This window comes from Sporanaerobacter sp. (genome assembly GCF_047830725.1).
Lineage (GTDB): Bacteria > Bacillota > Clostridia > Tissierellales > Sporanaerobacteraceae > Sporanaerobacter.
The window spans coordinates 736,791-761,346 of record NZ_CP181252.1; the positions used below are offsets into that span (position 1 = coordinate 736,791).

The 24,556-nt window shown below is 33.8% G+C and carries 22 protein-coding genes and 1 pseudogene; 2 read left to right on the forward strand and 21 right to left on the reverse strand.

Annotated elements, in window-relative coordinates; all coding sequences use genetic code 11:
* The first annotated feature begins 1 nt into the window (after position 1).
* Positions 2-2,008 (forward strand): methyl-accepting chemotaxis protein, encoded by a 2,007-nt coding sequence (locus ACFWUA_RS03595; protein WP_416198800.1) that lies wholly within the window; start codon positions 2-4, stop codon positions 2,006-2,008.
* 28 nt (positions 2,009-2,036) lie between these two features.
* On the opposite strand, the gene ACFWUA_RS03600 is transcribed toward ACFWUA_RS03595, so the two are convergent.
* From ACFWUA_RS03600 to ACFWUA_RS03620, 5 genes are all read right to left on the reverse strand, one after another.
* Entirely contained in the window at positions 2,037-2,369 is a 333-nt protein-coding gene (locus ACFWUA_RS03600) for a PTS lactose/cellobiose transporter subunit IIA (protein WP_416198801.1), read from the reverse strand.
* A 102-nt stretch (positions 2,370-2,471) separates the two neighbouring features.
* Positions 2,472-3,386 carry a pseudouridine-5'-phosphate glycosidase gene (locus tag ACFWUA_RS03605; protein WP_416198802.1) on the reverse strand — a complete coding sequence of 305 codons (915 nt, stop codon included), beginning with the start codon at positions 3,384-3,386 and terminating at the stop codon, positions 2,472-2,474.
* Entirely contained in the window at positions 3,380-4,468 is a 1,089-nt protein-coding gene (locus ACFWUA_RS03610; RefSeq protein ID WP_416198803.1) for a carbohydrate kinase, read from the reverse strand. Before ACFWUA_RS03610 ends, ACFWUA_RS03605 begins: the two co-directional genes overlap by 7 nt.
* Positions 4,469-4,607: 139 nt before the next feature.
* The gene (locus ACFWUA_RS03615) at positions 4,608-5,462 is read right to left on the reverse strand and encodes an SDR family NAD(P)-dependent oxidoreductase (protein WP_416198804.1); all 855 of its coding nucleotides are present in this window, start codon (positions 5,460-5,462) and stop codon (positions 4,608-4,610) included.
* A gap of 15 nt (positions 5,463-5,477) precedes the next feature.
* Entirely contained in the window at positions 5,478-7,421 is a 1,944-nt protein-coding gene (locus tag ACFWUA_RS03620; protein WP_416198805.1) for an FAD-dependent oxidoreductase, read from the reverse strand.
* A gap of 142 nt (positions 7,422-7,563) precedes the next feature.
* Between ACFWUA_RS03620 and ACFWUA_RS03625 the strand changes: the two genes are divergently transcribed.
* Positions 7,564-9,117, forward strand: coding sequence for a PucR family transcriptional regulator (locus ACFWUA_RS03625; RefSeq protein ID WP_416198806.1), 1,554 nt, complete (start codon positions 7,564-7,566; stop codon positions 9,115-9,117).
* Between the two features lie 51 nt (positions 9,118-9,168).
* On the opposite strand, the gene pcp is transcribed toward ACFWUA_RS03625, so the two are convergent.
* From pcp to ACFWUA_RS03705, 16 genes and pseudogenes are all read right to left on the reverse strand, one after another.
* Entirely contained in the window at positions 9,169-9,810 is a 642-nt protein-coding gene (gene pcp / locus ACFWUA_RS03630) for a pyroglutamyl-peptidase I (RefSeq protein ID WP_416198807.1), read from the reverse strand.
* Positions 9,811-9,822: 12 nt separating this feature from the next.
* Positions 9,823-9,981 (reverse strand): annotated as a pseudogene (locus ACFWUA_RS03635) (5-oxoproline transporter, DUF979 family subunit); the annotation flags it as partial.
* The gene (locus ACFWUA_RS03640) at positions 9,920-10,183 is read right to left on the reverse strand and encodes a 5-oxoproline transporter, DUF969 family subunit (RefSeq protein WP_416198808.1); all 264 of its coding nucleotides are present in this window, start codon (positions 10,181-10,183) and stop codon (positions 9,920-9,922) included. The pseudogene ACFWUA_RS03635 and the gene ACFWUA_RS03640, both read right to left, overlap by 62 nt.
* Before the next feature lie 69 nt (positions 10,184-10,252).
* Positions 10,253-10,924, reverse strand: coding sequence for a Crp/Fnr family transcriptional regulator (locus tag ACFWUA_RS03645; RefSeq protein WP_416198809.1), 672 nt, complete (start codon positions 10,922-10,924; stop codon positions 10,253-10,255).
* Positions 10,925-11,037: 113 nt separating this feature from the next.
* Complete coding sequence (locus ACFWUA_RS03650; protein WP_416198810.1) at positions 11,038-12,777, reverse strand: 5'-nucleotidase C-terminal domain-containing protein; 1,740 nt, start codon at positions 12,775-12,777, stop codon at positions 11,038-11,040.
* Positions 12,778-12,873: 96 nt separating this feature from the next.
* Positions 12,874-13,908, reverse strand: a complete 1,035-nt coding sequence (gene mtnA, locus ACFWUA_RS03655) for an S-methyl-5-thioribose-1-phosphate isomerase (protein WP_416198811.1) — start codon at positions 13,906-13,908, stop codon at positions 12,874-12,876.
* 148 nt (positions 13,909-14,056) lie between these two features.
* Positions 14,057-14,953: a DMT family transporter gene (locus ACFWUA_RS03660; protein WP_416198812.1), complete on the reverse strand. Its 897-nt coding sequence runs from the start codon at positions 14,951-14,953 to the stop codon at positions 14,057-14,059.
* 139 nt (positions 14,954-15,092) lie between these two features.
* Positions 15,093-16,271 carry an N-acetylglucosamine-6-phosphate deacetylase gene (gene nagA, locus ACFWUA_RS03665; protein ID WP_416198813.1) on the reverse strand — a complete coding sequence of 393 codons (1,179 nt, stop codon included), beginning with the start codon at positions 16,269-16,271 and terminating at the stop codon, positions 15,093-15,095.
* Between the two features lie 110 nt (positions 16,272-16,381).
* Complete coding sequence (locus ACFWUA_RS03670) at positions 16,382-17,722, reverse strand: aminopeptidase C (protein ID WP_416198814.1); 1,341 nt, start codon at positions 17,720-17,722, stop codon at positions 16,382-16,384.
* A 29-nt stretch (positions 17,723-17,751) separates the two neighbouring features.
* Positions 17,752-18,894: a beta-aspartyl-peptidase gene (gene iadA / locus ACFWUA_RS03675; protein ID WP_416198815.1), complete on the reverse strand. Its 1,143-nt coding sequence runs from the start codon at positions 18,892-18,894 to the stop codon at positions 17,752-17,754.
* A 183-nt stretch (positions 18,895-19,077) separates the two neighbouring features.
* Positions 19,078-20,067, reverse strand: a complete 990-nt coding sequence (locus ACFWUA_RS03680) for an ABC transporter substrate-binding protein (RefSeq protein WP_416199168.1) — start codon at positions 20,065-20,067, stop codon at positions 19,078-19,080.
* Positions 20,057-21,550 carry a methyl-accepting chemotaxis protein gene (locus ACFWUA_RS03685; protein ID WP_416198816.1) on the reverse strand — a complete coding sequence of 498 codons (1,494 nt, stop codon included), beginning with the start codon at positions 21,548-21,550 and terminating at the stop codon, positions 20,057-20,059. The genes ACFWUA_RS03680 and ACFWUA_RS03685 overlap by 11 nt, the downstream gene beginning before the upstream one ends.
* Positions 21,551-21,702: 152 nt before the next feature.
* Positions 21,703-22,143, reverse strand: coding sequence for a PTS sugar transporter subunit IIA (locus ACFWUA_RS03690; protein ID WP_416198817.1), 441 nt, complete (start codon positions 22,141-22,143; stop codon positions 21,703-21,705).
* A 126-nt stretch (positions 22,144-22,269) separates the two neighbouring features.
* Positions 22,270-23,562, reverse strand: a complete 1,293-nt coding sequence (locus ACFWUA_RS03695) for an NAD(P)H-dependent oxidoreductase (protein WP_416198818.1) — start codon at positions 23,560-23,562, stop codon at positions 22,270-22,272.
* 443 nt (positions 23,563-24,005) lie between these two features.
* Complete coding sequence (locus tag ACFWUA_RS03700) at positions 24,006-24,263, reverse strand: hypothetical protein (RefSeq protein ID WP_416198819.1); 258 nt, start codon at positions 24,261-24,263, stop codon at positions 24,006-24,008.
* Positions 24,264-24,315: 52 nt separating this feature from the next.
* Entirely contained in the window at positions 24,316-24,471 is a 156-nt protein-coding gene (locus ACFWUA_RS03705) for a hypothetical protein (RefSeq protein ID WP_416198820.1), read from the reverse strand.
* Between the last annotated feature and the right edge of the window lie 85 nt (positions 24,472-24,556).

A 24,556-nucleotide genomic window follows, 5' to 3' on the forward strand; every position in this document is an offset into this window, starting at 1 on the left:
TGTGGACAAGAGAAAAAAAAGTATAGGTTTTGTTCTTTTAATTTCCATCACAGCTTTAATTCTTGTACTTTGCATGGCACTAGGCTATGCATCTTTTGGTATAAGCAAAAAAAACATAACCCAAATGACATATAATAGCCTTAAAGACAATGCACAAGATTCAGCAAAGCTTATCAATGAAAGAATAGAAAAACTTATTTCAGATTTAGAAAATGCAAGTAGAATAAAAGAAATTTATGATCCAAAAGTACCATGGAATGAAAAAGCTATTGCACTAAGAACTGAAAAACGTAATTTAGACTTGTTTGATATTGCAATAGTTGATTTAGATGGAAATTTGACTTTTGCTGATGGAAAAACAGTCAATATTAGTGATAGAAATTATTTTTCTTTAGCTAAAAATGGACAATCAAATATTTCAGATCCTTTAATTAGCAAGACAAGAGGAGTAATGCAAGTAGCTATAGCTGTACCTCTAAAAGACAACAATAAAATTGTAGGCATATTGGTTGGATATGAGGAAGCAAAAAGTTTTTACAAAATACTTGAAGATATAGAAGTAGGGAAAACAGGTCATGCTATACTTTTTAATAAAAATGGAGAAATTCTCTACCATCCAGACAAGACATTGGTGGAAAGTGGAGAATTAAATCTTTCAAATGCTAAAAACAATAGTTCTCTAAAAGAGTATGCAGAACTTGTTGAAAAGGCAACAAAAGGTAAGACTGGTGTTGGAACCTATACATATAAGGGTGAAAAAAGGTTAGTAGCCTATGCTCCTATGGGAGGAAACAATTGGTCTATAGCTGTAAATGTTCCTGAAGCTGAAATGCTTTCTCAATTAAATTCTTTAAAAAAATCAATGTTCACAACTACTATAGCTGCTATACTTGTAGGAATATTGTTCTCTATGTTATTTAGCAAAAGCATAACAAAGCCTTTAATCTCAGTAGCAAATAGAGCTAAAAACATAGCAGATTTAGATTTGTCAAAAGATATAGATGAAAAACTATTAAATAGAAAAGATGAAATAGGAGATATTGCCAAGTCTTTTGATATAGTCATTAAAAATTTTAGAGAATTTTCAAAAGAAATTTCTGAGACTTCAGAACAAGTAGCTGCCTCATCACAAGAACTTGCTGCTACTTCAGAGGAAGCTGCTCTTGCTTCTTCACATATTGCTGAATCTGCTGCTGAAATAGCTGGTAGCTCTGATGGACAATTAAATGAAGTGGATAAAATGGCTTCTTCAATTGAAAAAATTTCTGCTCAAATAGACAATATTTCCAACAAATCCGTAGAAATGGCAGAACTAGTTGATAGTGTATATGATCACACTATAGATGGAAAGGATAAAATAGATAGTACAATTGTTCAAATGAGACATATCACTGAAAGTACGGATTTAGTGAAAAAATCTCTTATGGAAGTAAATGAAAGCTCTAAAAAGATGGATGCTATAATAAACGTGATTCGTACTATAGCAGAACAAACCAATTTACTTGCACTAAATGCTGCCATTGAAGCAGCTAGAGCTGGAGAAGCTGGAAAGGGATTTTCTGTAGTAGCTGAAGAGATAAGAAAACTTGCTGAGGAAACTTCAAGATCTACTGAAGAAATATACAATATCATAGTGGAAAATCAACAGACAATTGATGAAGCCAATGAAAATATGGATGTAAGCAAGGAAGATGTGGATAAAGGTGTGGAAATAGTGAATATAGCTAAGAATTCTTTTGAAGAAATTTCAAATGTAATACTTGATGTGAGTAGAGCTATAAACAATACCATAAATTCCATAACTGAATTGGGAATGGGTGCCAATGAATTGGTAGAGGCTTCTACTTCTGTGGAAAATTTAAGTAGACAAGTTGCTGGAGAAATCCAAACTATTTCTGCTGCTACTGAAGAAGAAACTGCATCTATGGAAGAGATAACTGCTGCAAGTGAATCCCTTGCAAAACTTGCAGAAGGGCTTCAGATGCTCATTTCACAAATAAAATTCTAAAAAAAGCTCTTGGATTTTCCAAGGGCTTTTATTTAGAATTTTTTAAATCATATATTTCTCTATAAAGATTTGCTATATCATCAGCTAAATCTCTAGCAAGCATAGATGCCATGAGATGGTCTTGAGCATGAACCATGAGTAGAGTCACAGAATCATTTTCTTTTTTTATTTCTTCTCGTATGATATTGGTCTGAAAACTATGGGCAATATTAAGCTCATTGTCCGCCATATCTAAAAGTTCATCCATTTTTTCAAAATTGTACTCTTTAGCTTCTTTTAACGCTTCAAATATATGGCTTCTAGCGGTTCCAGAACTAGATATTATCTCTACAATCATTCTCTCGTATTCCGATTCAATCATTAGAACCCCTCCTCTCATATATGTATCGACATATATTCTATATATTTAACAATATTTTTAAAAACCCCTTAAAGAAATTTTCCTTAAGGGGTTTTTGTCGATTTATAATTTTGACAATTCTATGGCTAAATTGGCTCCTACTTTGGCATTGTTGTAGACCAATTTGATATTTGATTCAAGACTGTCTCCACCAGTTTTGTCCTTTACCCTTGACAATAAAAATGGTGTGACTTTTTTGCCCTTTATACCTTTTTCTTCTGCTTCTTTCAATACTTCTTCTATAGCCTTATCTATGGCAGATTTGTCCATTTCATATTCTTCAGGAATTGGATTTGCTACTACTATTCCTCCATTTAAGCCTAAATCCCATTTTGTCTTTATCGCCTTAGCCAATTCTTCTTCACTGTCTACTCTGTAGTCTACGCCATATCCACTTTTCCTTGTAAAAAATGCTGGAAACTCATCGGTCTTGTACCCTACAACTGGTACTCCAAAAGTTTCAAGATATTCAAGGGTGAGTCCTAAATCAAGTATGGATTTAGCTCCTGCACAAACTACTGCTACATCAGTATGGGCAAGTTCTTGAAGATCCGCTGAAATATCAAAGCTCTTTTCTGCACCTCTGTGAACTCCACCTATTCCTCCTGTGACAAATACTTTTATACCAGCTAATTTTGAAATGATCATAGTACTAGCCACAGTTGTAGCACCATTGAGGCCCTTTGCAATTATAAAAGGTAAATCTCTTCTGCTTACTTTGTAGACATCTTTGGCCTTCCCCAAATACTCTATTTCGTCGTGAGAAAGCCCTACTTTTATTTTCCCATTAAGTATGGCTATAGTTGCTGGTATTGCCCCCATACTCCTAATGATCTCTTCCACTTCTAGTGCTGTCTCTACATTTTTGGGATAGGGCATTCCATGAGAAATAATAGTTGATTCTAGTGCTACCACTGGCTTCTTTCCCTCTATAGCAGCTTTTACTTCTTTGCTTATCTCCATATAATTTTCTAACATATTTCCATCTCCATTCTTTTTTTAATTTTTTCAGGTGAAATATTGGGATTTATAGTGTTTTCGTCTTCCAATGTAAGTACAGAAGCACCTATGGCAAAGTTTAAAGTTTCTTCAATAGAAAAGTCATTGAAATATGAATAGGCTACTCCTGCAAGAAAAGCATCTCCTGCTCCTGTAGCATTTTTTATATTTGCCTTGGGAGGAAGAACATGTCTTTCTATTTTTCCATCAAAATAGTATACACCCTTTTCTCCAAGGGAAATGAAAACCCTCTTTACACCTTTTTCTAAAAGACAATATGAAGCTTTTTTTAAATCATCTTCTGAATTTATCTCAATCCCTGAAAGTATTTCTGCTTCAATCTTGTTGGGTTTTATGGTATGAAAATGTCCTATTATATCTTTAACTTTTTTGGCCTTTGTAGTAGATACTGTGTCTAAAAAATAATCAGCTTCAATATTTTCCACCATATATCTAATTACTTCCTCAGGTATATTGGTATCCACTACACAAAGTCTGGAATTTTCAATGATATCTCTTTTGCTTTCAATAAATGGTATACTAAAATTCTCAAATATGTCCATAGAAGATAGTGCCAATTTCATATCGCCATTTTCATCTAGTATGCAAAGATAAGTAGAAGTATCTTCATCTTGAACAATGAGAGAATCCGACATATCAAGGCCTATTTTTATTCCATCTTCAACTATATGCTTCCCATAGGTATCACTTCCAAGGACAGTTATAAGCCTTGTATCCATACCAAGTCTAGCCAAGTTTTCTCCAATATTTCTACCTACTCCTCCCAGAGAAATAGTAGTCTTTCCTGGATTGGAATCCTCCATGATGAGAGATTTATAGGGAAGGCCTATTATATCCACATTAGCTCCACCTACAACAACTACATAAGGTTTTCTTTTGACAATATAGCCTTTTCCTATGATATAGCCTTTTTTCATAAGGTTTCCAATATGAACTCCCACAGAAGAACGAGTGATCCCTAGTTCTTCTGCTATCTCCTTTTGGGAGATAAGTGGATTTTTAGAAATCAGTTCCAATATCTCTTCTTCTCTTTTGGTCATAAGAATCTCCTTAATATTTGTTTATATTATAAACTTGTGCTTATTTTCTATGATACTACTCATTTTTTATTTTGTCAAGGTAGCTGATGCAAAACCGCCAAGGGTGTTGCACCCTTGGCGGCAAATATATTTTTGTGTTTTATTTAAAGAAATTTATATCTGGATTTTTCATATCTAATATATTTTTAACTCTCCAGCCTATAACAGGCTGATATTGTGGATGGGTTAAAATATAGAATTGTTCATCTTCTATAGCTTGGAATACACTCATCCCAACGCTATCAATTGGTAAGCCTGTAGTTATGACATGATGAGCTCTTTTAAGCCCATTTTTATATTCTTCACTTTGATAATATGGGTCTTCCCAGTCAATCTTAAACTTTTCTGGTCTTCTATCATCGCAGTGATGTAAATCTGTTTGAATAAATCCTGGACAAAATACTGACATCTTTATCTTTGAGCCTTTTTCTTGCAATTCATAATTTATAGATTCAGAAAGTCCTATATTACCAAACTTGGTCATATGATATGTTGGCATTCCTGAAGTAGAAAGAAGTCCTGCTACACTTGCAGTATTGACTATATGGCAATCTGTACCCTGTTCTTCCATGATAGGTACAAATACTTTTAATCCATAGAGAACACTATATAGATTTGATTGCATGATATAATCTATATCATTTAATGGCAATTTCCAAATAGAACCAGGAACTACTACTCCAGCGTTGTTGAAGAAAATATCTACTTGCCCATATTTATCTAATGTCTTCTCAGCTAACATTTCCATATCATTGTATTCAGTTACGTCCATATATACAGTCATAAAATCTGCATTTAGGTCTTTAAATTCACTTTCCACTCTATCCAAGCCTTTTTTATCAATATCTGCTATAACTACTTTCATTCCTCTTTTTACAGCTTCCTGAGCTAAGGCATGGCCTATACCATTGGCTCCACCAGTAACAACAGCTACTTTGCCTTTGAATTCCTTCATCCAAAACTCCCCCTTTTATTCTAATGCATATGCCTTGTCAAAACCTGTTTGTACTGCATCATAAACTTTTCCTGGCCTTTGGGAATCTCCAAGAATTTTTACATTCTTAAAGTTCTTTTCTATATCCCCTACAAACTCATTTACTTGAGGACGTACTCCCAAGGACAATACTACACAATCTGCATCCATAGTCATTTTAGTATTGTCATAAGTGTTTAGTAGATGAACTTTTCCTTCTTCAATTGCAACTAATTGTCTTCTCGTATGCATTTTTACTCCGTATTTTTTAAGCCTAGTAGTTATATCATATAGTACTGAAGCATATACGCCGGGTCCTATATCTTTTTGCATTTCTATTACTTCTACATCATTTCCTTTTTCAGCTAAATACTCAGCTGTTTCAAGTCCAGTCATTCCTGAACCAGCAACTACAATTTTCTTTCCTCTTATATCCATCTTTTGGTCTAGTACATCAGTTGCTATCACTACATTTTCCCCATGAATTCCAGGCATTTCTGGAACTATAGCGTTTCCGCCCATAGCTACAAATACTGCATATGGATTTAAAGCCTTTAAATCTTCAATAGTTGGTGCACAATTTAGTCTTATATCCACTCCCAATTGTCTTATCTGATATTCCATATTATTTACTAGAGCTTTCAATTTGTCTTTGCATGGTGGAATACTTCCTAGATATACACTTCCTCCTAAATGGTCTTTCTTTTCAAACAATACTACCTTGAATCCTCTTATAGCTAGTACCCTTGCTGCTTCCATGCCAGCAGGTCCTCCACCAATGACTGCTACAACTCTTCCATCTCCATCTTTTTCATACCGAGCATATTCCCCTTCATATCCAAGCCTTGGGTTTACAGCACATTCTACTGCTTTACCATCCATTACTTGTTCTATACAGTGCAAACAAGATATGCAAGGTCTTATTTCTTTTTCTCTGCCCTCCATAGCTTTCTTTCCAAATTCAGAATCAGCCAATTGAGCTCTCCCCAATGCTATGAAATCACAAATTCCTTCTGCCAACAACCTTTCAGCTACCTCTGGAGTTTTTACATTGTTACAAGCTATAACTGGAATTTTTACACTTTTCTTTATTCCTTCAGCTAAATGTTTTTTCCATCCCTCAGGATAAGAAACTGGTTCTATAATGGTTACGGCTGATTCATAAGTTCCTGAACTTACATTTATAGCGTCTACTCCTATACTTTCTAAATATCTAGCCATTTTTATAGCTTCTTCTTGAGTAATTCCACCTTCCACAAATTCATCCCCATCAATTCTAACGCTAATTGGAAAATTTGGTCCACAGATATGTCTTATGCCTAAAATAATTTCTGTAACAAATCTCATTCTATTTACAAAACTTCCACCATACTTATCTGTTCTCTTGTTTGTCAATGGACTCATAAATTGTCCTATTAAGTATCCATGAGCACCATGAAGTTCTACACCATCTATTCCAGCTATTTGTGCAATTTTAGCTCCAGCTACAAATTTCTTTACAAGTCCTTCTATTTCTTCTGTAGTCATCTCTCTTGGCATTTCTCCTATAGTCTTGCAAGGTATTGGACTTGGTGCAGCAATTTGTCTTCCCTCAATAAGTCTACTATGAGATTGTCTTCCAGGATGATGAAGTTGCAAAAATATCTTTGTGTCATATTTGTGAACTGCTCTTGCCAATCTTTCTAGTCTTGGAATTTGATTTGCATTTGTAGCACACAATTGATTTGGTGTTCCCACACCTGTTTCATCGTCAATTCTAGTTATTTCTGTGATTATGAGACCACAGCCACCCTTTGCTCTTTCTTCATAATATTTAATCATTCTGTCACTTGCTTCACCTGTAGATGAGGCCAAAGAAGTTCCCATAGCAGGCATAACTATTCTGTTTTTTAAAGTCAACTTCCCAATTTGGCCTTTTTTAAATAGATAATTGTATTCCATATTAGCACCTCCGTTATTTATTTAACGTTCTTATGTATTACTTTAATACAATAAAACTCAATTTTCTATGGGCTCCAAATACAATAATTCTTGCCTTTTTTGTGCACCATGCACTATAATAATTACAAAGGGGGAAAACGTTATGGCAATAAAACTTATTGATATTTATAACAATCTTAAGGATTGTTCAAAGGCCTTGTATTCAAAGCAAAATGGCGAAGAATTTCTCATTGATTCAGAATTGTTGAGTGATGAAATAAGCATTTTAAGAAAAAACATACTTTATGTATGTGAAGCTTCTACTTTAAATGAAATGAATATAGAAAACATTTCCAAATGCAATTTGTTGATATTAAAAGATGAGGGATATGATTTAGAGAGGCTTATAAATAGAAAAATAAGTATTATAGAATATAATTCTAATATAGAATTCCAAAAGTTGTTCAATAGTGTAAAGGATATGTTCATAAAAGACTATATACTCTTGGATAGTTCAGCCATATTGTTAGATGCCCTCATAAAAGAAAAAGGGCTCAAATATATTGTAAATATTAGTTCCGAAATACTTCAAAATCCTGTCATACTCATAGATTCAGGATTTAAGGTACTAGCTCATTCAGATGTAGAAGAAATAACTGAATCCTTTTGGCTCAACAATATAAATATGGGCTATTGTTCCTATGAATTCATTTCTGCAGTTAAAAAGATAAAGTCCTTCCAAAGCTCTCCAAATACCAACGAACCCTTTATAGTCATCTGCCCTGAAAGTCCCATAAGAAAACTAGTCAGCAAAGTAATTATAGATGGAAATTCTGTAGGTTATGTCATTATCCTAGAATCCAACGAAAAGTTTACAGACAATACTTATGAAGTGATAAAACTTTTGAGCAATGTTATCTCTGAAGAACTAAAAAAGGACCAAGTTTATAGGAATTTAAATGGACTTATGTATGAAAATTTAATTGTTGATATATTGGAAAAAAGTGTTGCAAATGAAAGAACTCTAAAAGAAAGAATGAAGTCTGCAAATTGCAATTTTGGAGACAATTTATATCTACTGGTAGCTGAAATATCCAATTACAATACCACAAATACTCCTTCCAATTATTTAAAGCAATCTTTGGAACAAATATTTTCCGAATACAAGTCTCTATTTTATAAAGATCATATATTGGTATTGGTGGATTTGAAAAAAGACTCTTCTATAAGCCCTAAGGCAAAGAAAAAACTTGTAGATTTTCTGGAAAAGCAAGGCATAACATTGGCTGTAAGTTCTAATTTTCACAATATTTTGAATATAGGAAACTCCTACAAGCAGTGCAAAGATACTTTGGAATTGGCCTCAAAGTTAAATTTAAATGGAAATGTATTTTTCTATGAAGATCTTAAATTCTACCATCTATTGTGCAATACCAATCCAAATATAGACCTTTTAAATTTTTGTAGCGATGGGCTATTGAAACTCATTGACTATGACAAGAAAAACAACACCGAATATTTTAAAACCCTAAAGGCCTATATTGCTGCAGATAAAAATGCTGTGCAAACTGCAAAAAATATGTATATCCATAGGAATACTATAAACTATAGATTAAACAAAATAAAAGAAATTGCAAATTTGGACTTGGAAAATGGGGATGAAATTTTTAGGCTGACTATGTCTATGAAAATACTAGAATTCAATGAACATCATTAAAAAACACAGGGAGGAATTGTTTTTTAAACAGCCCGTCCCTGTGTTTTAAGATTAATGAGTTTGGCCTTCTGAAACTTTTATATCTTGTTTGTTTTCTACTACTGCTTCAATGGCAAGAGTTAAAGCTTTGATGATATCGTTTAGATTCATACTTGCTGTAGCTCTTTTGTCAACTACTTGTTCTGGAAGAAATGGCACATGAATGAATCCACCCTTTATATTTGGATATTTCTTGTCAATTAAATAATGTAGCCCATACATGATGTGATTACATACATAAGTTCCAGCGGTATTTGATACGCTGGCAGGGATGCCACCTTCCCTTATTTTTTGAACCATAGCTTTTATAGGAAGTTGTGAAAAATATGCTGGTTCGCCATCTTCAAATATTGGCTCATCTACAGGCATATTTCCTTCGTTGTCTCCTATAGGTGCATCGCTTATATTTATAGCTACTCTTTCAACAGTCATATCAAATCTTCCACCAGCTTGCCCTACACATATGACAACATCGGGATTTTCTCTTTCAATTGCCTCATCTAATTTGTTTATAGATTTTCTAAATACTGTAGGAATTTCTACTTTGACAATTTCTGCTCCAGCTATTTCACTATCTAATCTTTTTACTGCTTCATAGGCAGGATTTATACTTTCCCCACCAAATGGATCAAACCCAGTAACTAATACCTTCATTTTTTTACCTCCTTAAAATGCCCAAACTAGCATGAGTACTATGTGTATAACCAAAAGTATCAATGCCATTGGTGCTTGAGTTTTTATGACTCTATTTTTATCTTTTATTTCAAGTATTGCTGCAGGTACTATATTGAAATTTGCTGCCATAGGAGTGAGTAGTGTACCGCAATCTCAAAGAAAGAGCTGCTGATATTGTTCTTATGACCATATAAATTGATAATATCTTTCCAGCCGTAGCTGCTTTTACATTTCCTATAAGTTCTGCTGCTCTTTGTTTAAGCCCATATCTCTCCAACAATCCAATGATAGGTAGTGTGACAAAAAATACTGTCATATAACGATTTGTCACAAAAGCCTCTCCTCCCTTCATTGTTTTTATTTTCAATTAATTTAAATATATAATATACTAAAATTCATTTCTGTATACTAGGATACAAATTTACTTCCATTTTATATATTTTTCTAAATTTTCTATATCTCTAATAATTATTTCCCCATTAGCAGTATCTATTATCCCTTCATCTTTAAATTTATTTAATGCTCTGGTCACTGTCACCCTTGAGCAACCTATAAGTTTAGCAATTTCTTCATGAGTAAATCTTTCATTTATCTTTTTGCCTTGACCAGTTTCTTCGCCTTCTTGATAATACAATCTGATAAGTGTGTCTGCCACTTTTCCAATAGAATCACTGAAGGCCATATTTGCCATTTGAAACATGACTATCCTAAACTTTCTTGTGATGCTATGAATTATATCTCTATAGATACGAGGATTTTCAAGGAGTATTTCTTCAATTGTTCGTTCATCTAATATGGATATAATGCTATCTTCTAAAGCTTTGGTCACGAACTTAGACTCTCCACCACAAAAATAGTCCATTTCCTTAAATATTTCTCCTCCTTGAAGTAAATAGAGAATTTTTTCTTCTCCTTCAATGCTGTAAATAGACTGTTTTAAATTACCGCTCATTACAATGCATATTACATCTCTACCTTTCATCTCAATCAGGCTATTTTTAGGATATTTTTTCATGCTTCCTCGTTTGCCAATTTCTAAAAATGTGCTTCTCATTTTTTCTTGCCTTGCCACATCAAAATACTCATCATACATCCTTTTCACCCTCCAAATATTCTGTATTAACTATATTATATCCTAGGGAAATATGAGTAAGCATGAAAAATTAAATCCTTGAAGAAAAAATCTTCAAGGATTTTGAGTTTAGATTATTCTGCAGGAATAATTATTTTTTGTCCTGGGAATATCAAATGTGGATTTTTAAGTTTGTTGTATTCAGCTAATCTTTGCCAAGTTGTACTGAATTTCTTTGCTATTCTCCACAATACATCGCCAGGTTTTACAACATAGGATTTTTCTTTTGCTTCTTTGCCAGGTACAACAACTGGTTTTTCTTCCTGTTTACCTTCTACAACAGTCATTCTACCTTCAACCTTTTTGTCTATAGTTCCTAATTCCTTGATATATTCCATAACTATTTCATCAAGGCCTGGATATTCTGCCAATACTCTCCCATCTTTAAGCATTTCATATCCGTCTCCACCTGCAGCCATAAAGTCATTTGTAGCAAGTTTATATGTTCTATTTATATCCAATGGTTTCCCACCAATCATCACATCAGATATTCTCTTACCTGCTTCTTTTGAAGGATCTAGCTTAAATGTCATTCCACCTACTTGTGGAAAACCTCCTGCTAGCTCTGGATATGATACTACACCATGTTCCAATGCATTTAGTATATCAATTCCTTTTACTTCTTTTAAAACTAGATAATTTCCAAATGGTAGAACCTTAATTACATCACCCTTTGTTATATCTCCAGTTTCTATGGAAGCTCTGATCCCACCACCATTTGTAATAGCAACATCTGCACCGCTTGCCTTTATCATTGCATCTGTTATGATATTTGCAAGATTTGTTTCTCCACCTCTTACTTGTTCTCTTTCACCATCAAGTTTAACTGCTGCTTTTCCTACCAATACTGATAGTACTTCTTCATTTTCCTTATTAATTTCTTCTATCAATGCTTTAATTTCTTCATCTTCTTTAATTTCAGCAGCTTGTTCTTTAGTAAATAAACTTGCAGCTTTGTTAACAATCTTTCCATCTTTAAATTCCACATTCACTATACCTAAATTCTTGTCATATTCACCAGTTTGAACAATCAATGTATCTCCAACTACTTTTCCATTTTCTAATACTGTGTGGCTATGACCATCAACGATTAGGTCTATTCCCTTTACTTTTGCTGCTACATCTGAACTCTTTACATCACTTTCTTCATCTAATCCCACATGGGATAGAGCAATTATCATATCAACTTTTTCTTTCTTTAATTCTTTTACCATTTCTTCTGCTACTTTTATAGGATCTTCTATATTTACGCCTTCAGTATTCTTTGGATTTGATTTATATTTTGTTTCTGGAGTAGTCAAACCAAATATACCTATCTTTATACCATCCACTTCTTTTATTGTATAAGGTTTTAAATCCCTCGTTCCATCTTCTTTTACTACATTGGCAGCTACTATTGGGAATTCTGTCTTATTTGACAATTCTATTAGTCTATCGTATCCATAGTTAAAGTCATGATTTCCTGGAACCATTGCATCATATCCCATGGCATTCATTACCTTAACGATACTATCACCCTTTGAAACAGTAGCTATTGGAAGTCCATGTAGTGTATCCCCTGCATCTAGTAATATAGTATTTGGATTCTCACTTCTCAATTCTTTCACTTTTGTTGCTATTTTGGCAAATCCCATTCCGTCATAATCTCCTTCTTTTAATCTGGAATGAGTATCATTTGTATGAACTATTGTGATTTCCTTTACATTTGCTGTTTCTTCAGCAAATGCTATATCTTGTAGTGGCGCTACAAATATGCCTAATACTAATGCAAAAGATAAAATAATACTACATAGTTTTTTGTTTTTGAAACTCATTTTTAAGCCCCCTTGTTTATTTAATAATTTAATATACTTTTCTAATAAATTATCTCTTCTACACAGACATGGAAAAATCCTCTTTTATTTCTAAGATTAATCAAACAATTTCTTCAAATTTATATCATATGGTGCTCTCACTATGCCTTTTTCTGTGATTATACCTGCAATTAATTCATGAGGCGTCACATCAAATGCTGGATTGAATACTTTTACATCTGAAGGAGCTGTTTGTTTCCCAAAACCGCATATTATCTCTTCTTTATCTCTTTCTTCTATGACAATATCATCTCCAGTAGCTGTATTTAAATCTATAGTAGTCGTTGGACCTGCTATGTAAAATGGAATATTGTGTGCCTTGGCAAGTAATGCTACTCCATAAGTACCAATTTTGTTGGCTACATCTCCATTGGCAGCAACACGATCACAGCCTACTATGACAATATCAATCCATCCCTTTGCCATGACCATTGCAGCCATATTGTCTGTGATAAGAGTCACATCTACGGAAGCCTCATTTAATTCAAAAGCTGTAAGTCTTGCTCCTTGAAGTAATGGTCTTGTCTCATCAGCAAATACTTTTATATCCCATCCCTTTTCCTTAGCAAAATAAATTGGTGCCAAAGCTGTCCCATATTTAGACGTAGCCAATACTCCTGCATTGCAATGAGTCAAAACAGTTGAGCCATTCTTTAGTACGTGAATACCATTTTCTCCAATTTTCCTACATATTTCTTCATCTTCTCTTTGGATAGAAATAGCTTCATTTTCTAATATATTCTTTATTTCCTCCACTGGCTTCTCCTTGTTCTCCAAAGCCTTTTTCTCCATTCTATCCAAAGCCCAAAATAGATTTACTGCTGTTGGTCTTGAAGAAGCAAGATATTCAGTTACCTTTTTTAATTCCTTACAGAAACTTTCGAAATCCTTTTCCTTTGAGTTCTTTATTCCCAAAACAACTCCATAAGCTGCTGCAATTCCAATAGCTGGAGCTCCTCTAACTTTCAACTTCTTTATAGCTTGGAAACATTCTTCCACTGTTTCAATAGCTATTATCTCTTTTATAGTTGGCAATTTTGTTTGGTCTATAATATAGACTTTCCCATCTCTATACTCGATCGTTCTTAGCATATCATTCTCTCCTTTCCGAGTCTGGCATAGGGACGTTTCGTTTGGCTGGACAGTTTTTGTCCAGCCAAACGAAACGTCCCCATAGCTCTTTTGTGTTATATAAATATATTATACTATACTTTAGCCATATTGTCCTTGTTGCCGCATTTTATATGAAAAGTAGCGATACACCTACAACCGTAACAACTGCACCAATTATTTCTTTGGGAGATACTTTTTCTTTTAAAATAAATACTGATGCAGGAATAATAAGTACGGGAACTATAGATGTTATAGTTGAAGCAACTCCTGTAGTTGTATATTGTATAGCTAATAAGTTAAAAGATACCCCTAAGAATGGTCCAAATATCGAACCTATTGATATGTATTTCATTGCATTCTTATCACTTAAAGCCTCTTTCAGTTTGTCCCATTTTTTCATAGCAAAGAAAACTATAGTGAACCCAACAATGCCAGATATTATACGAATTTGAGTAGCAGCAAATGGATTATAATCTCCCATACCTATTTTGCTAAGTATTAATCCCAAAGACTGCCCAATTGCACCTATAAAAGCATAGGATATACCCTTTACGGAATATGAAAATTTCAAAGTTTTTTCTTCTGGATTTCTCATTAAAACAACCAACGCAATCCCTGAAATAGTTATAATCATACCTATAATATTTGATACTGTAAGCAATTCACCCATGGTTATATATCCTAAAAAAGCTGTAATAGGTGGTACTAAAGCCATTATAAGCATAGAAATTCTTGAACCAATTTCTACATATGCCTGAAATAAAAACATATCTCCAATAACAAATCCTATAAGTCCAGATAAACTAAGATAAAACCATGCCCTAGATGTTGCATCTAAAGGCAAGAACATTCCTCTAGTAAAAGTTGTGTATAAGCTAATTAAAATAAATCCAATCATCAATCTAATATAATTTACAGACAAAGACCCAACTTTCTTCCCTGCTAATTCAAACGAAGTGGCAGTAATAGTCCAAAATACTGCAGTAATAAGTGATGCAATTTCCCCAAAATGTGCTTGAGCCATATTTATACCTCCATTATTAAATAAAATTTAGACACTCTAAATATATAATATTATATCAGCTTTTATTTGTAAATAGGGTGGCATGGGGACGTTTTGTTTGCCACCTTTTACCGCTTTTTAACAAAAAACGAACAGATAATTATATTTTATCTGTTCGTTTTTGAGTTTTGCGACAAGGAGAACCGTCCCCGCTGTCGCAAATTATAGTCTTTTTGACATTGTATGATGTATCCATTATGACTATATCTGCATCTTTTCCGACTGAAAGACTTCCTTTTGATTTTTCCAATCCCAATAGCTTAGCTGGATTTAAGGATAACATTTTTACTGCTTGAGGAAGATCTAAATTAGTGTTTTCAACTATATTCTTCAAGGCTATGTTTAAAGTAAGCACACTTCCAGCCAATGACCCACCATCTTTAAGTCTAGCCGCTCCATTTTTAACTATTACTTCTTGCCCGCCTAATTCATAGAGTCCTTCCATCATACATCCAGCTCTCATGGAATCTGTAATGAGTATGACTTTGTCACTACCTTTAACTTTTAGAAGTACATTGAAAGCACCTGGATGAACATGAATGCAATCTGCAATCAATTCGCATGTAATGTCACTATTCATAACAGCACCTACTACTCCTGGTGATCTATGATTTAGTGGAGTCATAGCATTGAAAGTATGAGTGGCGTGAGTTATTCCTTTATTTATAGCCTCTATCGCTTGTTCATAACTAGCAGCAGTATGCCCTATGGACAATACTACATCTGAATTTGACTTTATTTTTTCTATAAATCTATAGTCTTCATCTTCTTCTGGTGCTAGAGTGATGATCTTTATAATGTCTAAATAGTCTTTGACCAATTCATAATCTGGTTTCATGATATACTCAGGATTTTGTGCTCCCATTTTTTCTTTGTTAATAAAAGGACCTTCCATGTGCACACCCAATATTTTTGCTCCAGGCATTCCTTTTTTCATCGCTTCTCTTACATTGTCAAAGGAGTTTAAAATATCATCCTTTCCCATAGTCATAGTAGTCGCTAAAAATCCTGTAACTCCTTTTTTAGCTATTGTCTTACTTATGATTTCTAATGCTTCAATACTTCCATCCATTACATCTTTCCCACCTGCTCCATGTATATGAATATCTATAAATCCTGGAAGTACATAATTTCCTTTTGCATCTATTTTTTCTTCATATTCATACTTGCCTAGTTCTCTCTCATCTATTATATCTACTATTTTTTCATCAAATACAATGGCTTTATCCTCAAGTATTTCATTTTCTGTCACAATCTTTCCATTAAAAATTACCTTCATTTTCTCACCTACTTCAAATATAGTGGCACGGGGACGTTTTGTTTGCCACCTATCGCACTCTTTTGTGGGACATGTTTTGTCCAGCCAAGCGAAACGTCCCCGTGGCGGTGCTAGAATACTGGGCCCAAGGTATTCCAAGGATCTAACATTATTGGTTCTTGTTCATAAGCTTTCAATATTTCTTCAGGTACATATTTTTTATTTATGGCCACTCTTAAGACATATTCATCAAACCACTCATCGCTCATTATATAAAAACCTCTGTTTCCGGCTTCTTCTCCCCAGCTATTTTGGACTTTCCATCTATTTGGCTTGCCATCTACAAGATTGACTCCAGTAAAGGTCATTACATGGGATGAACCGCTAGCTCTGTACATAAGTCTTTCTTTTTTGTTCATATCAAATTTAGTATTTAGAACAGTTTCATAATTGAACAAGTTCATATCCATTATTCCAAATTCCCTATGAGACATTTTCCCTACATCACAGCCAAAGGAAACTTGCTCTCCGCCCTTGATTTGAGCTATAGCCAATTCCTTTAAGGTATTTATTTCAACATTTAAATATTTAACTGGCTCATTATCCACTACATTGCCATGATATTTTATAGAATAAGTTTTTCCAAAAGGTTTGTCTTCTGCTGGATAATTTACAAGTACTACATAATCTTTGGGTTTAACTTTTGAATATTTGTTGTAAAACTCCAATGGAGTTATATCTTTGTCTCTGTGGAAATCTCCATTTATATCTCTATATTCAAAGTCAAATTTCTTTGGTGGTTCTCCAAGAAAATGACACAAAATATTGTAGGTATCTATTAGCATTTCTTCTTTTTGATCTCTTATAGCTTCAATGGATTTGTTTTCTCTATACATTTCTCTCAATGCTTTTGCATATTGTCTCATCTTTTCATTTAATATTTGATTTAGTACTTTTGAATCCTCTGAAGTTTTAGAATCTGGCATTGCATATTTAGGAACTATTCCATACTTTTCTATAAGTTTTGTAAATAATCCCCATCTTCCTCCTTCTTCTACAGGAGAATTTAATAGCCCAATCACTTCATGATCATATATATCTTTGTCAATAGTAGATATTATATTTTCTAAAAAGAAATTAGATTTTTCTAGCTTGTCCCAGAAAAATATATAGTTTTGAGAAAGCTCAAAATTTTTATCTTTCATATTTAAGCTACTAGAAATACCTTGTCTCACACAGTTCAAAGCAGCAAACATCCAACACCTTCCTGTTTTCTTTTGATTTGTCACTTCTCCCACATCTATTTCTTCTGAAAAGTGATAGTGCATATTTGCAACAGCTTCGTGATTTAGTGCTACATCAACAAGACCATTTCTTATGACAGCATCTGAATATACTTTGTTGTTTAAATCTGAATTGTAGTACTTTGAACACCTTTCAATAAGCTCATTTGTGACTGATTTTTCATTCATAAAATATGCCTCCTATTATTTTAATTATATTATTCATATGTTCCTGTCTTTAGCAATTCCCCATCCTTCATCATCAACTGTCCCTTGGCAATCACAGTTTTTATTTCAAGATTGCCATCTACAATCAAGAAATCTGCATCTGAACCTTCCATTATTGTACCTTTCTTTGGATAAAAATTAAGGGCCCTTGATACATTGCTTGTGAAAAACTTCAAAGCCTTTTCTATATCAATTCCTAATTCCAACACCATCGTTCTAAATTCTTCGTAAAGACTATTTACTTGTGATACTCCTATTTTTGTCATATTGCCCTTTTCATCATATCTAGACCAGCTTCCATAGCCATCAGAGCTAATTGTTATGTTTTCCAATGGAATTCCTTCAATTTCTGCCCTTTGGACAACTTTTCCTGGAGACAATTCTTCATTTGAACCACAGGTCAAATCAATTATGCCACCTTTCTTAGCATACTCAAGAGATTCTATCAATAGTTCTTCTCTGCGATTTACATGAGTAGGTCTTATGGTTCTAATCGGTATATCTGTCTCTATGAGAACTTCATTTATCATACCAAGCCCTTTTTCTCCATCTCCCATATGAGCTACTACTATACCTGCCTTTCCACTGAGCATCCCAGCTACTCTCGCATCTGAAGCAAGTCTTGCAAGTTCAACTTGAGTCAAGCTAGATGATCTGTGATCTGACAAAGCTATCTTGACTCCAATTATCTCTTCTATAAACACAATATCTTTTTTCACTGAATTGGTCAAAGTTGGGGAAGGAAGTTCATAAGCACCTGTAAGTGCATAGGCGGAGATTCCTTCTTCTCTTAAAGCCTTAGCTTTTGCCACAAGATTTTCTATACTTCTAGTTGTGGAATCCGTTCCTAAAAGTCCTACTACCGTTGTGATTCCCGCTTCTACAAGCTTAGACAAAGTGATTTCAGGTACCCTTGTCTTGAAGCTACCTTCTCCTCCGCCTCCGACAATATGTACGTGATTGTCTATAAATCCAGGAATCAATTTTTTACCTGTCCCATTTATTGTTTGAATTTTTTCAGAGAAAATTTCTATATTATCTTCTATTAAAGCTATTTTCCCACCACAAATCAAAACATCTTTTCTCCCTATATATTCTGGATTATAGACTTCTATATTTTTTATAAGTATCACAAACATCACCCCATTCTTTTTGAGTTCCTTCTATCTATATTATACACGTGGTGGCAAGGGGACGTTTTGTTTGCCACCTAATTTGGACCATAATTCACGATCTTGCAGTGGGATTGTTTCCGTCCAGCCAAGCGAAACGTCCCCGTGGCGGACTACGTCCTAAGCAAATCCCCTAATAGCAAACTATTGTCGCATTATATTGTCATATTTAAGCATGGCTAAAGGTGATAAGTTTACATTGTGTACATTGACCTTGGTACATACTGCATTTTGTGGATGGAGTATAGGGACATTTGGAGCATCCTCGGATATTATCCTTTGAATCTCTCTATATATCTCCTCTCTTTTCTTTGGATTTGCCATATGAGTTGCCTGTTCAACTAATTCTACCACTTGTTCATTTTCATAAGCACTTAGATTGGTTTGGTTGCCGGGCATAAACAAAGGTTTTATAAAAGAGGATGGATCTAGAGTATCAGCATACCAGCCTGAAAAATACATATCATAGCCCTCCTGTAGTTCATGGGCCCTTGAAAGCTCCTCTTTTGAAACCTTTTTATATTTACAAGTAATTCCTACAGCATTTAAATCCTCTTCAACTAGTTTTAATATTGGATGAGGATTTTCTCCTGAAAGAAAAACTAAAGGTCGAGTCAAGTCTACCCTTTCTTCCATTATTATTCTTTTTGCCTTTTCTGGGCTATATTCATAGCCTTTCACATGATCATAAGATATGAGACCAGGAGGTATTATGCATTTAGCTGTCGTTGCAAGGCCACCAAATATCTCATCTATTATTCGCTTCTTGTTTATGGCATAGTTTATCGCTTGTCTCATCCTCTTTTGAGTATATGGTGAACTGGTGTTTTTTAATTTAAACCCTACATAGAAAGTACCTACCAAATCTACAAACCTCATATTCTTACCTAGTTCATGAGACTTAATTGTTTCATACTCTTTTTTATTCTGTACAATATAGAAGTCATACTTCCCATTTATGAAATTGTCCAAAGCATCTTTGTCCCCAACTTTTACCTTCACTATATCGCAATAGGGCTTTCCCCCTAGATAATTGTCATTGGCTACCAAATGATATTCGTCGTTATTATAGCTATCCAACATATAAGGACCACATCCTACAAATTTCCCCTTTTTAAGCTCCTCAGCATCCATCACTGCACAGCAACCATGGGATAATAATAATAGAAAACCAGCTAAAAGGACTCTCCAATTTGATGGATAATCTATAATCATCTAATATTTTAATCCCCTTAACCTCACCCTTCATTCCTTTCATGAATTCCTTTGCTCCTTCTATATAATCGATAAACCAGGTATTTGGTGAGTTTAATTTAGGTGAAAGTAGACGCTCTAATGAGTATTTTACATCATAAGCTGTAACCTTTTTCCCATTATGAAAGGTGACATCATTTCTCAAATTAAATATCCAAGTAAGATTATCATCCTCTACATACCAGTTCTTAGCTATGGATGGGAGTACATTTCCTGTATCGCTTATAGTCAATAGCCCTGTGTGGATATTGTTTAAAAATCTCAAACTTTCCATTACATTGATCATAGCTGGATCTAAAGTCTGTAAAGGTTCTGAAAGGGCTAGATTAATAACTATAGGCTCCTTTTCTCCAGCAACATTTTGCTGATCTAGTAGTTTTCTAGTCATCCCATCTAAAAGCTTGGTTACTTGATTTAATTCTTTCAATGTAGCCATTGTGAACTGAGTGTTCATCATGGCACTTTCTACCATGGACATGGCCTTTTCTGAAGAGCGTTCCATCTCGTCAGTGGAAAAAACTATGGATTCAAGGCTACTAGTCTGCACAGAAATGGCTTCTGTTATCTCATTCATTAACTGAATCATACCCTTGATAGCCCCTTCAATCTCTTCAAAGGCTTTGCGGGATTCTTGGGCTACTGATGAACCTTCTCGAACTTTAATATTGCTATCCTCAACAGCTCTAATAGTGGTATTTACATTTTCTTGAATATTTTTAATGATATCTGATATATGATCCGCTGATTCAGCACTTCTATCAGCTAATTTTTTCACTTCATTGGCTACAACAGCAAAACCTTTGCCTGCATCTCCTGCTCTTGCTGCTTCTATATTGGCATTTAAGGCCAATAGGTTGGTCTGTTTGGCAATGCCCCTTATAATATTTAATACATCTTCTATCTGACCAATGCTTGCCCTTAGGCTATCTATCTGCTCTAAGACATTGGACATGGATTGGTTTATTTCCTCCATAGATCCAATAGTGTTGTTAACAGCTTTATTTCCTTCTTCTACTATATCTAGAGTAGAACTTGCCGTCCTATAAGAATCGCTAGAACTAGCCTGAAGCTCCTCTGCCATAGCAGAATAATGACTTATTTCATCTACTACCGAATATATATGTTTTATTTGTTCTTCTACTCTATTGGCTATAGATTCTATAGCATTAATCAAATTTTCCGTCTGATTTGCAGAATCCTCTATTCTTACCCCTAAATTGTGCAATAAGTTTTCTTCATTTTGTTTAATTAAATTGAGTTGAGATTTTACTGTAGAATCTTCCTCAAATGTTGAGGCCTTGTCTCTAAATTCCTCAGGCTCGTCCCCTTTTACATTTGGTTTTCTCTTAAATATGTCAAACATTTCATCTCCCCCTAAATACCTAATATAAAATCATATTTATCTACAGTATAGTTTAAAAATATAGTTTATTCAATATTTTTAATAAATTATTTGCAACTTAATTTGTATATGAAATGACCCCTGAAAATACATTTAAGGGGTCATTTTCATTCTTAAAAAGCTTCTAGTATCTGATCATAAGTTTTAGCTTTAATCAACTTTTCTCTGACGTCATCATGCATAAGCCTTCTAGATATATAACTTAATATTTTTAAATGAACATCATCTGATTTATTTGGCACTGCTATTAGAAATAGTAAATTAACTGGTTGCCCATCCATGGAATCAAAATCAATTCCATCTTGACTTATTCCAAAAGCTATAGATGCTTCATTTACAGCTTCACTCTTTCCATGGGGTATTCCTATCCCATGACCTATTCCAGTAGAAAACTCTTCTTCTCTTTTCATAACTGCTATCTTAAAATCTTCTTTGTTTTTAATTGTTCCATCTTTATATAGTATTTCAATTAATTCCTCTATAGCTTCTTCTTTTGTCCTTCCTTTCAATTGAAAAGAAATTCTATTTGGTGTTAACAATTTCCCAATGTCCATACAATACACACTCCTTTATTATCTGCTATTTTAAATTTTCAGATTTGTCAATACGCATTTAGTTGTTTTGTCCAAAAAACCGTCTCACAAGTATTTCTACTTACAAGACGGTTTTTACCACTTAAATCATAAGTTCCCATTTTCTTGTTTTTGCCTTAGTTTATATAGTAGTGTGGATTTATCTAATTCTATCATGTCATAAGTAATAAATTCACCTTTCTTTACATCTCTATTAATAACGGTTCTGTCATTTATCAATCCTATAGGAACTAAGTTTTCACTTTTGGCTATTTCATGTTTTTCAAGACTTCCATAGACTGTATATCCTCCTATACCGTCCAATGTATCTCCAGCTTTTAGATCTTTTTTCGCTACTGTGATAGTATCAGCTACTGCACCACAAATGGGAGCTATTGTAGACTCATTGTTTATACATGCATCAAATATAGTTAAAGGCGTTTCTAAGCTAGTTAGATGATAGGGCCTATATAGAACATAGTTTGGACCTGAGCCCATTTTCAAATATTCCAATTGACTATGTATTTCTTCTAAATCTGTTGTAAACAAAAGATATACTCCAGGAGCAATTCCTCTTACATAATCAACTGTATAAAAATTTTCAAGGACTCCTCCATCTTTTTTTAATCTTAGATAATCTTTTAAATCATCAATATTACTTTCTATACCATGACATCCTCTAATATCAGGAACAAATCCAGTTGCATTGGCCATACAATTGAGTTCTATCATGGTATTGGTTCCATCAATAAATCCAGCTAGCATATTGGGTTTCAATCCTTTTTTTATGGCTTCTTTGTATACTGTATCAGGATTTGCGGAAAAATCTACGGGATTGTTCTTTCCTTTTCCCATAGCTAAAACCTCAAATCCCAAACCAACTGCAAAATCATAAAGTTCTATAGCTGCTCCAGGTTCATCCCCTGCAGTTCCTGTATATACTACTCCTTCCTCTTTTGCATATCTATATAATATAGGGCCTACAACTGAATCAGCCTCTACATTTAGCATTATGATATGTTTGTGATTTTTTATTGCAGCCATTGCAATCTCTGCCCCAGCCTCTGGAACTCCTGTAGCATCTACCACTGCTTGTATTTCATTGGCCTTTACTGCAATATCTATGTATTCGGATACAACATATTTGCCTCTTTCAAGATAAACGTTTGCTTCATTTACAGAATTTGATATGGCTATATCTTCTTTTCTTATCCCTGCCAATTCAAGGGCATATATTGCCTTTTCTATATTTCGATTCACTACTACAGATGGAATCATTCCTTTAATTTTAGTCATCTGATTGACCAATCCTCTGCCCATCTTTCCAGCCCCGATTATGGCTACTTTTATAGGCTCATTTTGTTCTGACAACTCTTTTAGCACTCTATTCATTCTTAGCATCGTATCATCCTTTCAGTATTCACCATACAAAAATTTATTTCTATATTTTAGTTTAGCATATAATCTTCATAAATTTTAACATTTTTAAAACATTAGAAAACATTTTTTCATCAATGAGTTTCATTTATACATAAAAACCCGCCCAATAGGTATTTCTACCTATAAGACGGGGTTTGCGACTGAGAAAACTATCGTCCCAGTGACTAGTACTAAAATTTGACTTTGGAGACTATGTCTTGCAATTGGGCTAATGTTGCTGTTGCAATAATTATCTTAGGAGAATCATTACTCATTAATCGCTCCATATACATTTTTACATCCGTTGGCAATTTAGCATAATGGCAAACAATCCCTTGCATTATGAATTTAAAAATTTCTGAATTTTCTCCATATGCCTCTTTGCAAGCTAACTTAACTAGCTCTAAAGTATTTATATCTTTCCACTAAGGATGTGAAATGTCTTTTTCTTTCATTATTTTACTTATTTTTCTTGCTTGTGATAAAACCATGTTAGTTTTACCAACATAATTTAATACTGAACCATTTGAAAGCAATTTTACAGCTGTAGCAGCTATAGCCTGCTTTTTATCCTCTGGAAAATATTTATCTTTAATTAATCTTCCACTTTTTGTTGTAATGTTCAAACTATCTGCATACTTTTTAAACTCGTATTTTTCTAACATTTCCTTCTTTTTTTTCAACTGATACTTCTTTCTTTCTGACAAATGATACTTGGTCAACCATTTAGCTATCTCATTTACAGTCAACTTCCATTAATAACCTATGAACTTTACCATTAGCACAAGGCATGTCCCTACAAACAAGGCAAATAGCAAAAACACTATTTTCAGTCGGATGCTTTCCTATCATATTATCTTGAACTGTAAAAGTATCACTATAACCCTCCAAATTATTTCACCCTTTCTCTGTTTTCTTGAAAAATCTTTTTGGTACAAAAATAAAATCTTTCTTTTATATTTCTATATTTCTACAT

Bases quoted from the DNA above. Each gene is read 5' to 3' on its own strand.
- ACFWUA_RS03600 (WP_416198801.1), bottom strand. From the start codon at position 2,369: ATGATTGAATCGGAATACGAGAGAATGATTGTAGAGATAATATCTAGT.
- ACFWUA_RS03605 (WP_416198802.1), bottom strand. From the start codon at position 3,386: ATGTTAGAAAATTATATGGAGATAAGCAAAGAAGTAAAAGCTGCTATA.
- ACFWUA_RS03610 (WP_416198803.1), bottom strand. From the start codon at position 4,468: ATGACCAAAAGAGAAGAAGAGATATTGGAACTGATTTCTAAAAATCCA.
- ACFWUA_RS03615 (WP_416198804.1), bottom strand. From the start codon at position 5,462: ATGAAGGAATTCAAAGGCAAAGTAGCTGTTGTTACTGGTGGAGCCAAT.
- ACFWUA_RS03620 (WP_416198805.1), bottom strand. From the start codon at position 7,421: ATGGAATACAATTATCTATTTAAAAAAGGCCAAATTGGGAAGTTGACT.
- ACFWUA_RS03625 (WP_416198806.1), top strand. From the start codon at position 7,564: ATGGCAATAAAACTTATTGATATTTATAACAATCTTAAGGATTGTTCA.
- pcp (WP_416198807.1), bottom strand. From the start codon at position 9,810: ATGAAGGTATTAGTTACTGGGTTTGATCCATTTGGTGGGGAAAGTATA.
- ACFWUA_RS03640 (WP_416198808.1), bottom strand. From the start codon at position 10,183: ATGAAGGGAGGAGAGGCTTTTGTGACAAATCGTTATATGACAGTATTT.
- ACFWUA_RS03645 (WP_416198809.1), bottom strand. From the start codon at position 10,924: ATGTATGATGAGTATTTTGATGTGGCAAGGCAAGAAAAAATGAGAAGC.
- ACFWUA_RS03650 (WP_416198810.1), bottom strand. From the start codon at position 12,777: ATGAGTTTCAAAAACAAAAAACTATGTAGTATTATTTTATCTTTTGCA.
- mtnA (WP_416198811.1), bottom strand. From the start codon at position 13,908: ATGCTAAGAACGATCGAGTATAGAGATGGGAAAGTCTATATTATAGAC.
- ACFWUA_RS03660 (WP_416198812.1), bottom strand. From the start codon at position 14,953: ATGGCTCAAGCACATTTTGGGGAAATTGCATCACTTATTACTGCAGTA.
- nagA (WP_416198813.1), bottom strand. From the start codon at position 16,271: ATGAAGGTAATTTTTAATGGAAAGATTGTGACAGAAAATGAAATACTT.
- ACFWUA_RS03670 (WP_416198814.1), bottom strand. From the start codon at position 17,722: ATGAATGAAAAATCAGTCACAAATGAGCTTATTGAAAGGTGTTCAAAG.
- ACFWUA_RS03680 (WP_416199168.1), bottom strand. From the start codon at position 20,067: ATGGATGCTGAGGAGCTTAAAAAGGGGAAATTTGTAGGATGTGGTCCT.
- ACFWUA_RS03685 (WP_416198816.1), bottom strand. From the start codon at position 21,550: ATGTTTGACATATTTAAGAGAAAACCAAATGTAAAAGGGGACGAGCCT.
- ACFWUA_RS03690 (WP_416198817.1), bottom strand. From the start codon at position 22,143: ATGGACATTGGGAAATTGTTAACACCAAATAGAATTTCTTTTCAATTG.
- ACFWUA_RS03695 (WP_416198818.1), bottom strand. From the start codon at position 23,562: ATGCTAAGAATGAATAGAGTGCTAAAAGAGTTGTCAGAACAAAATGAG.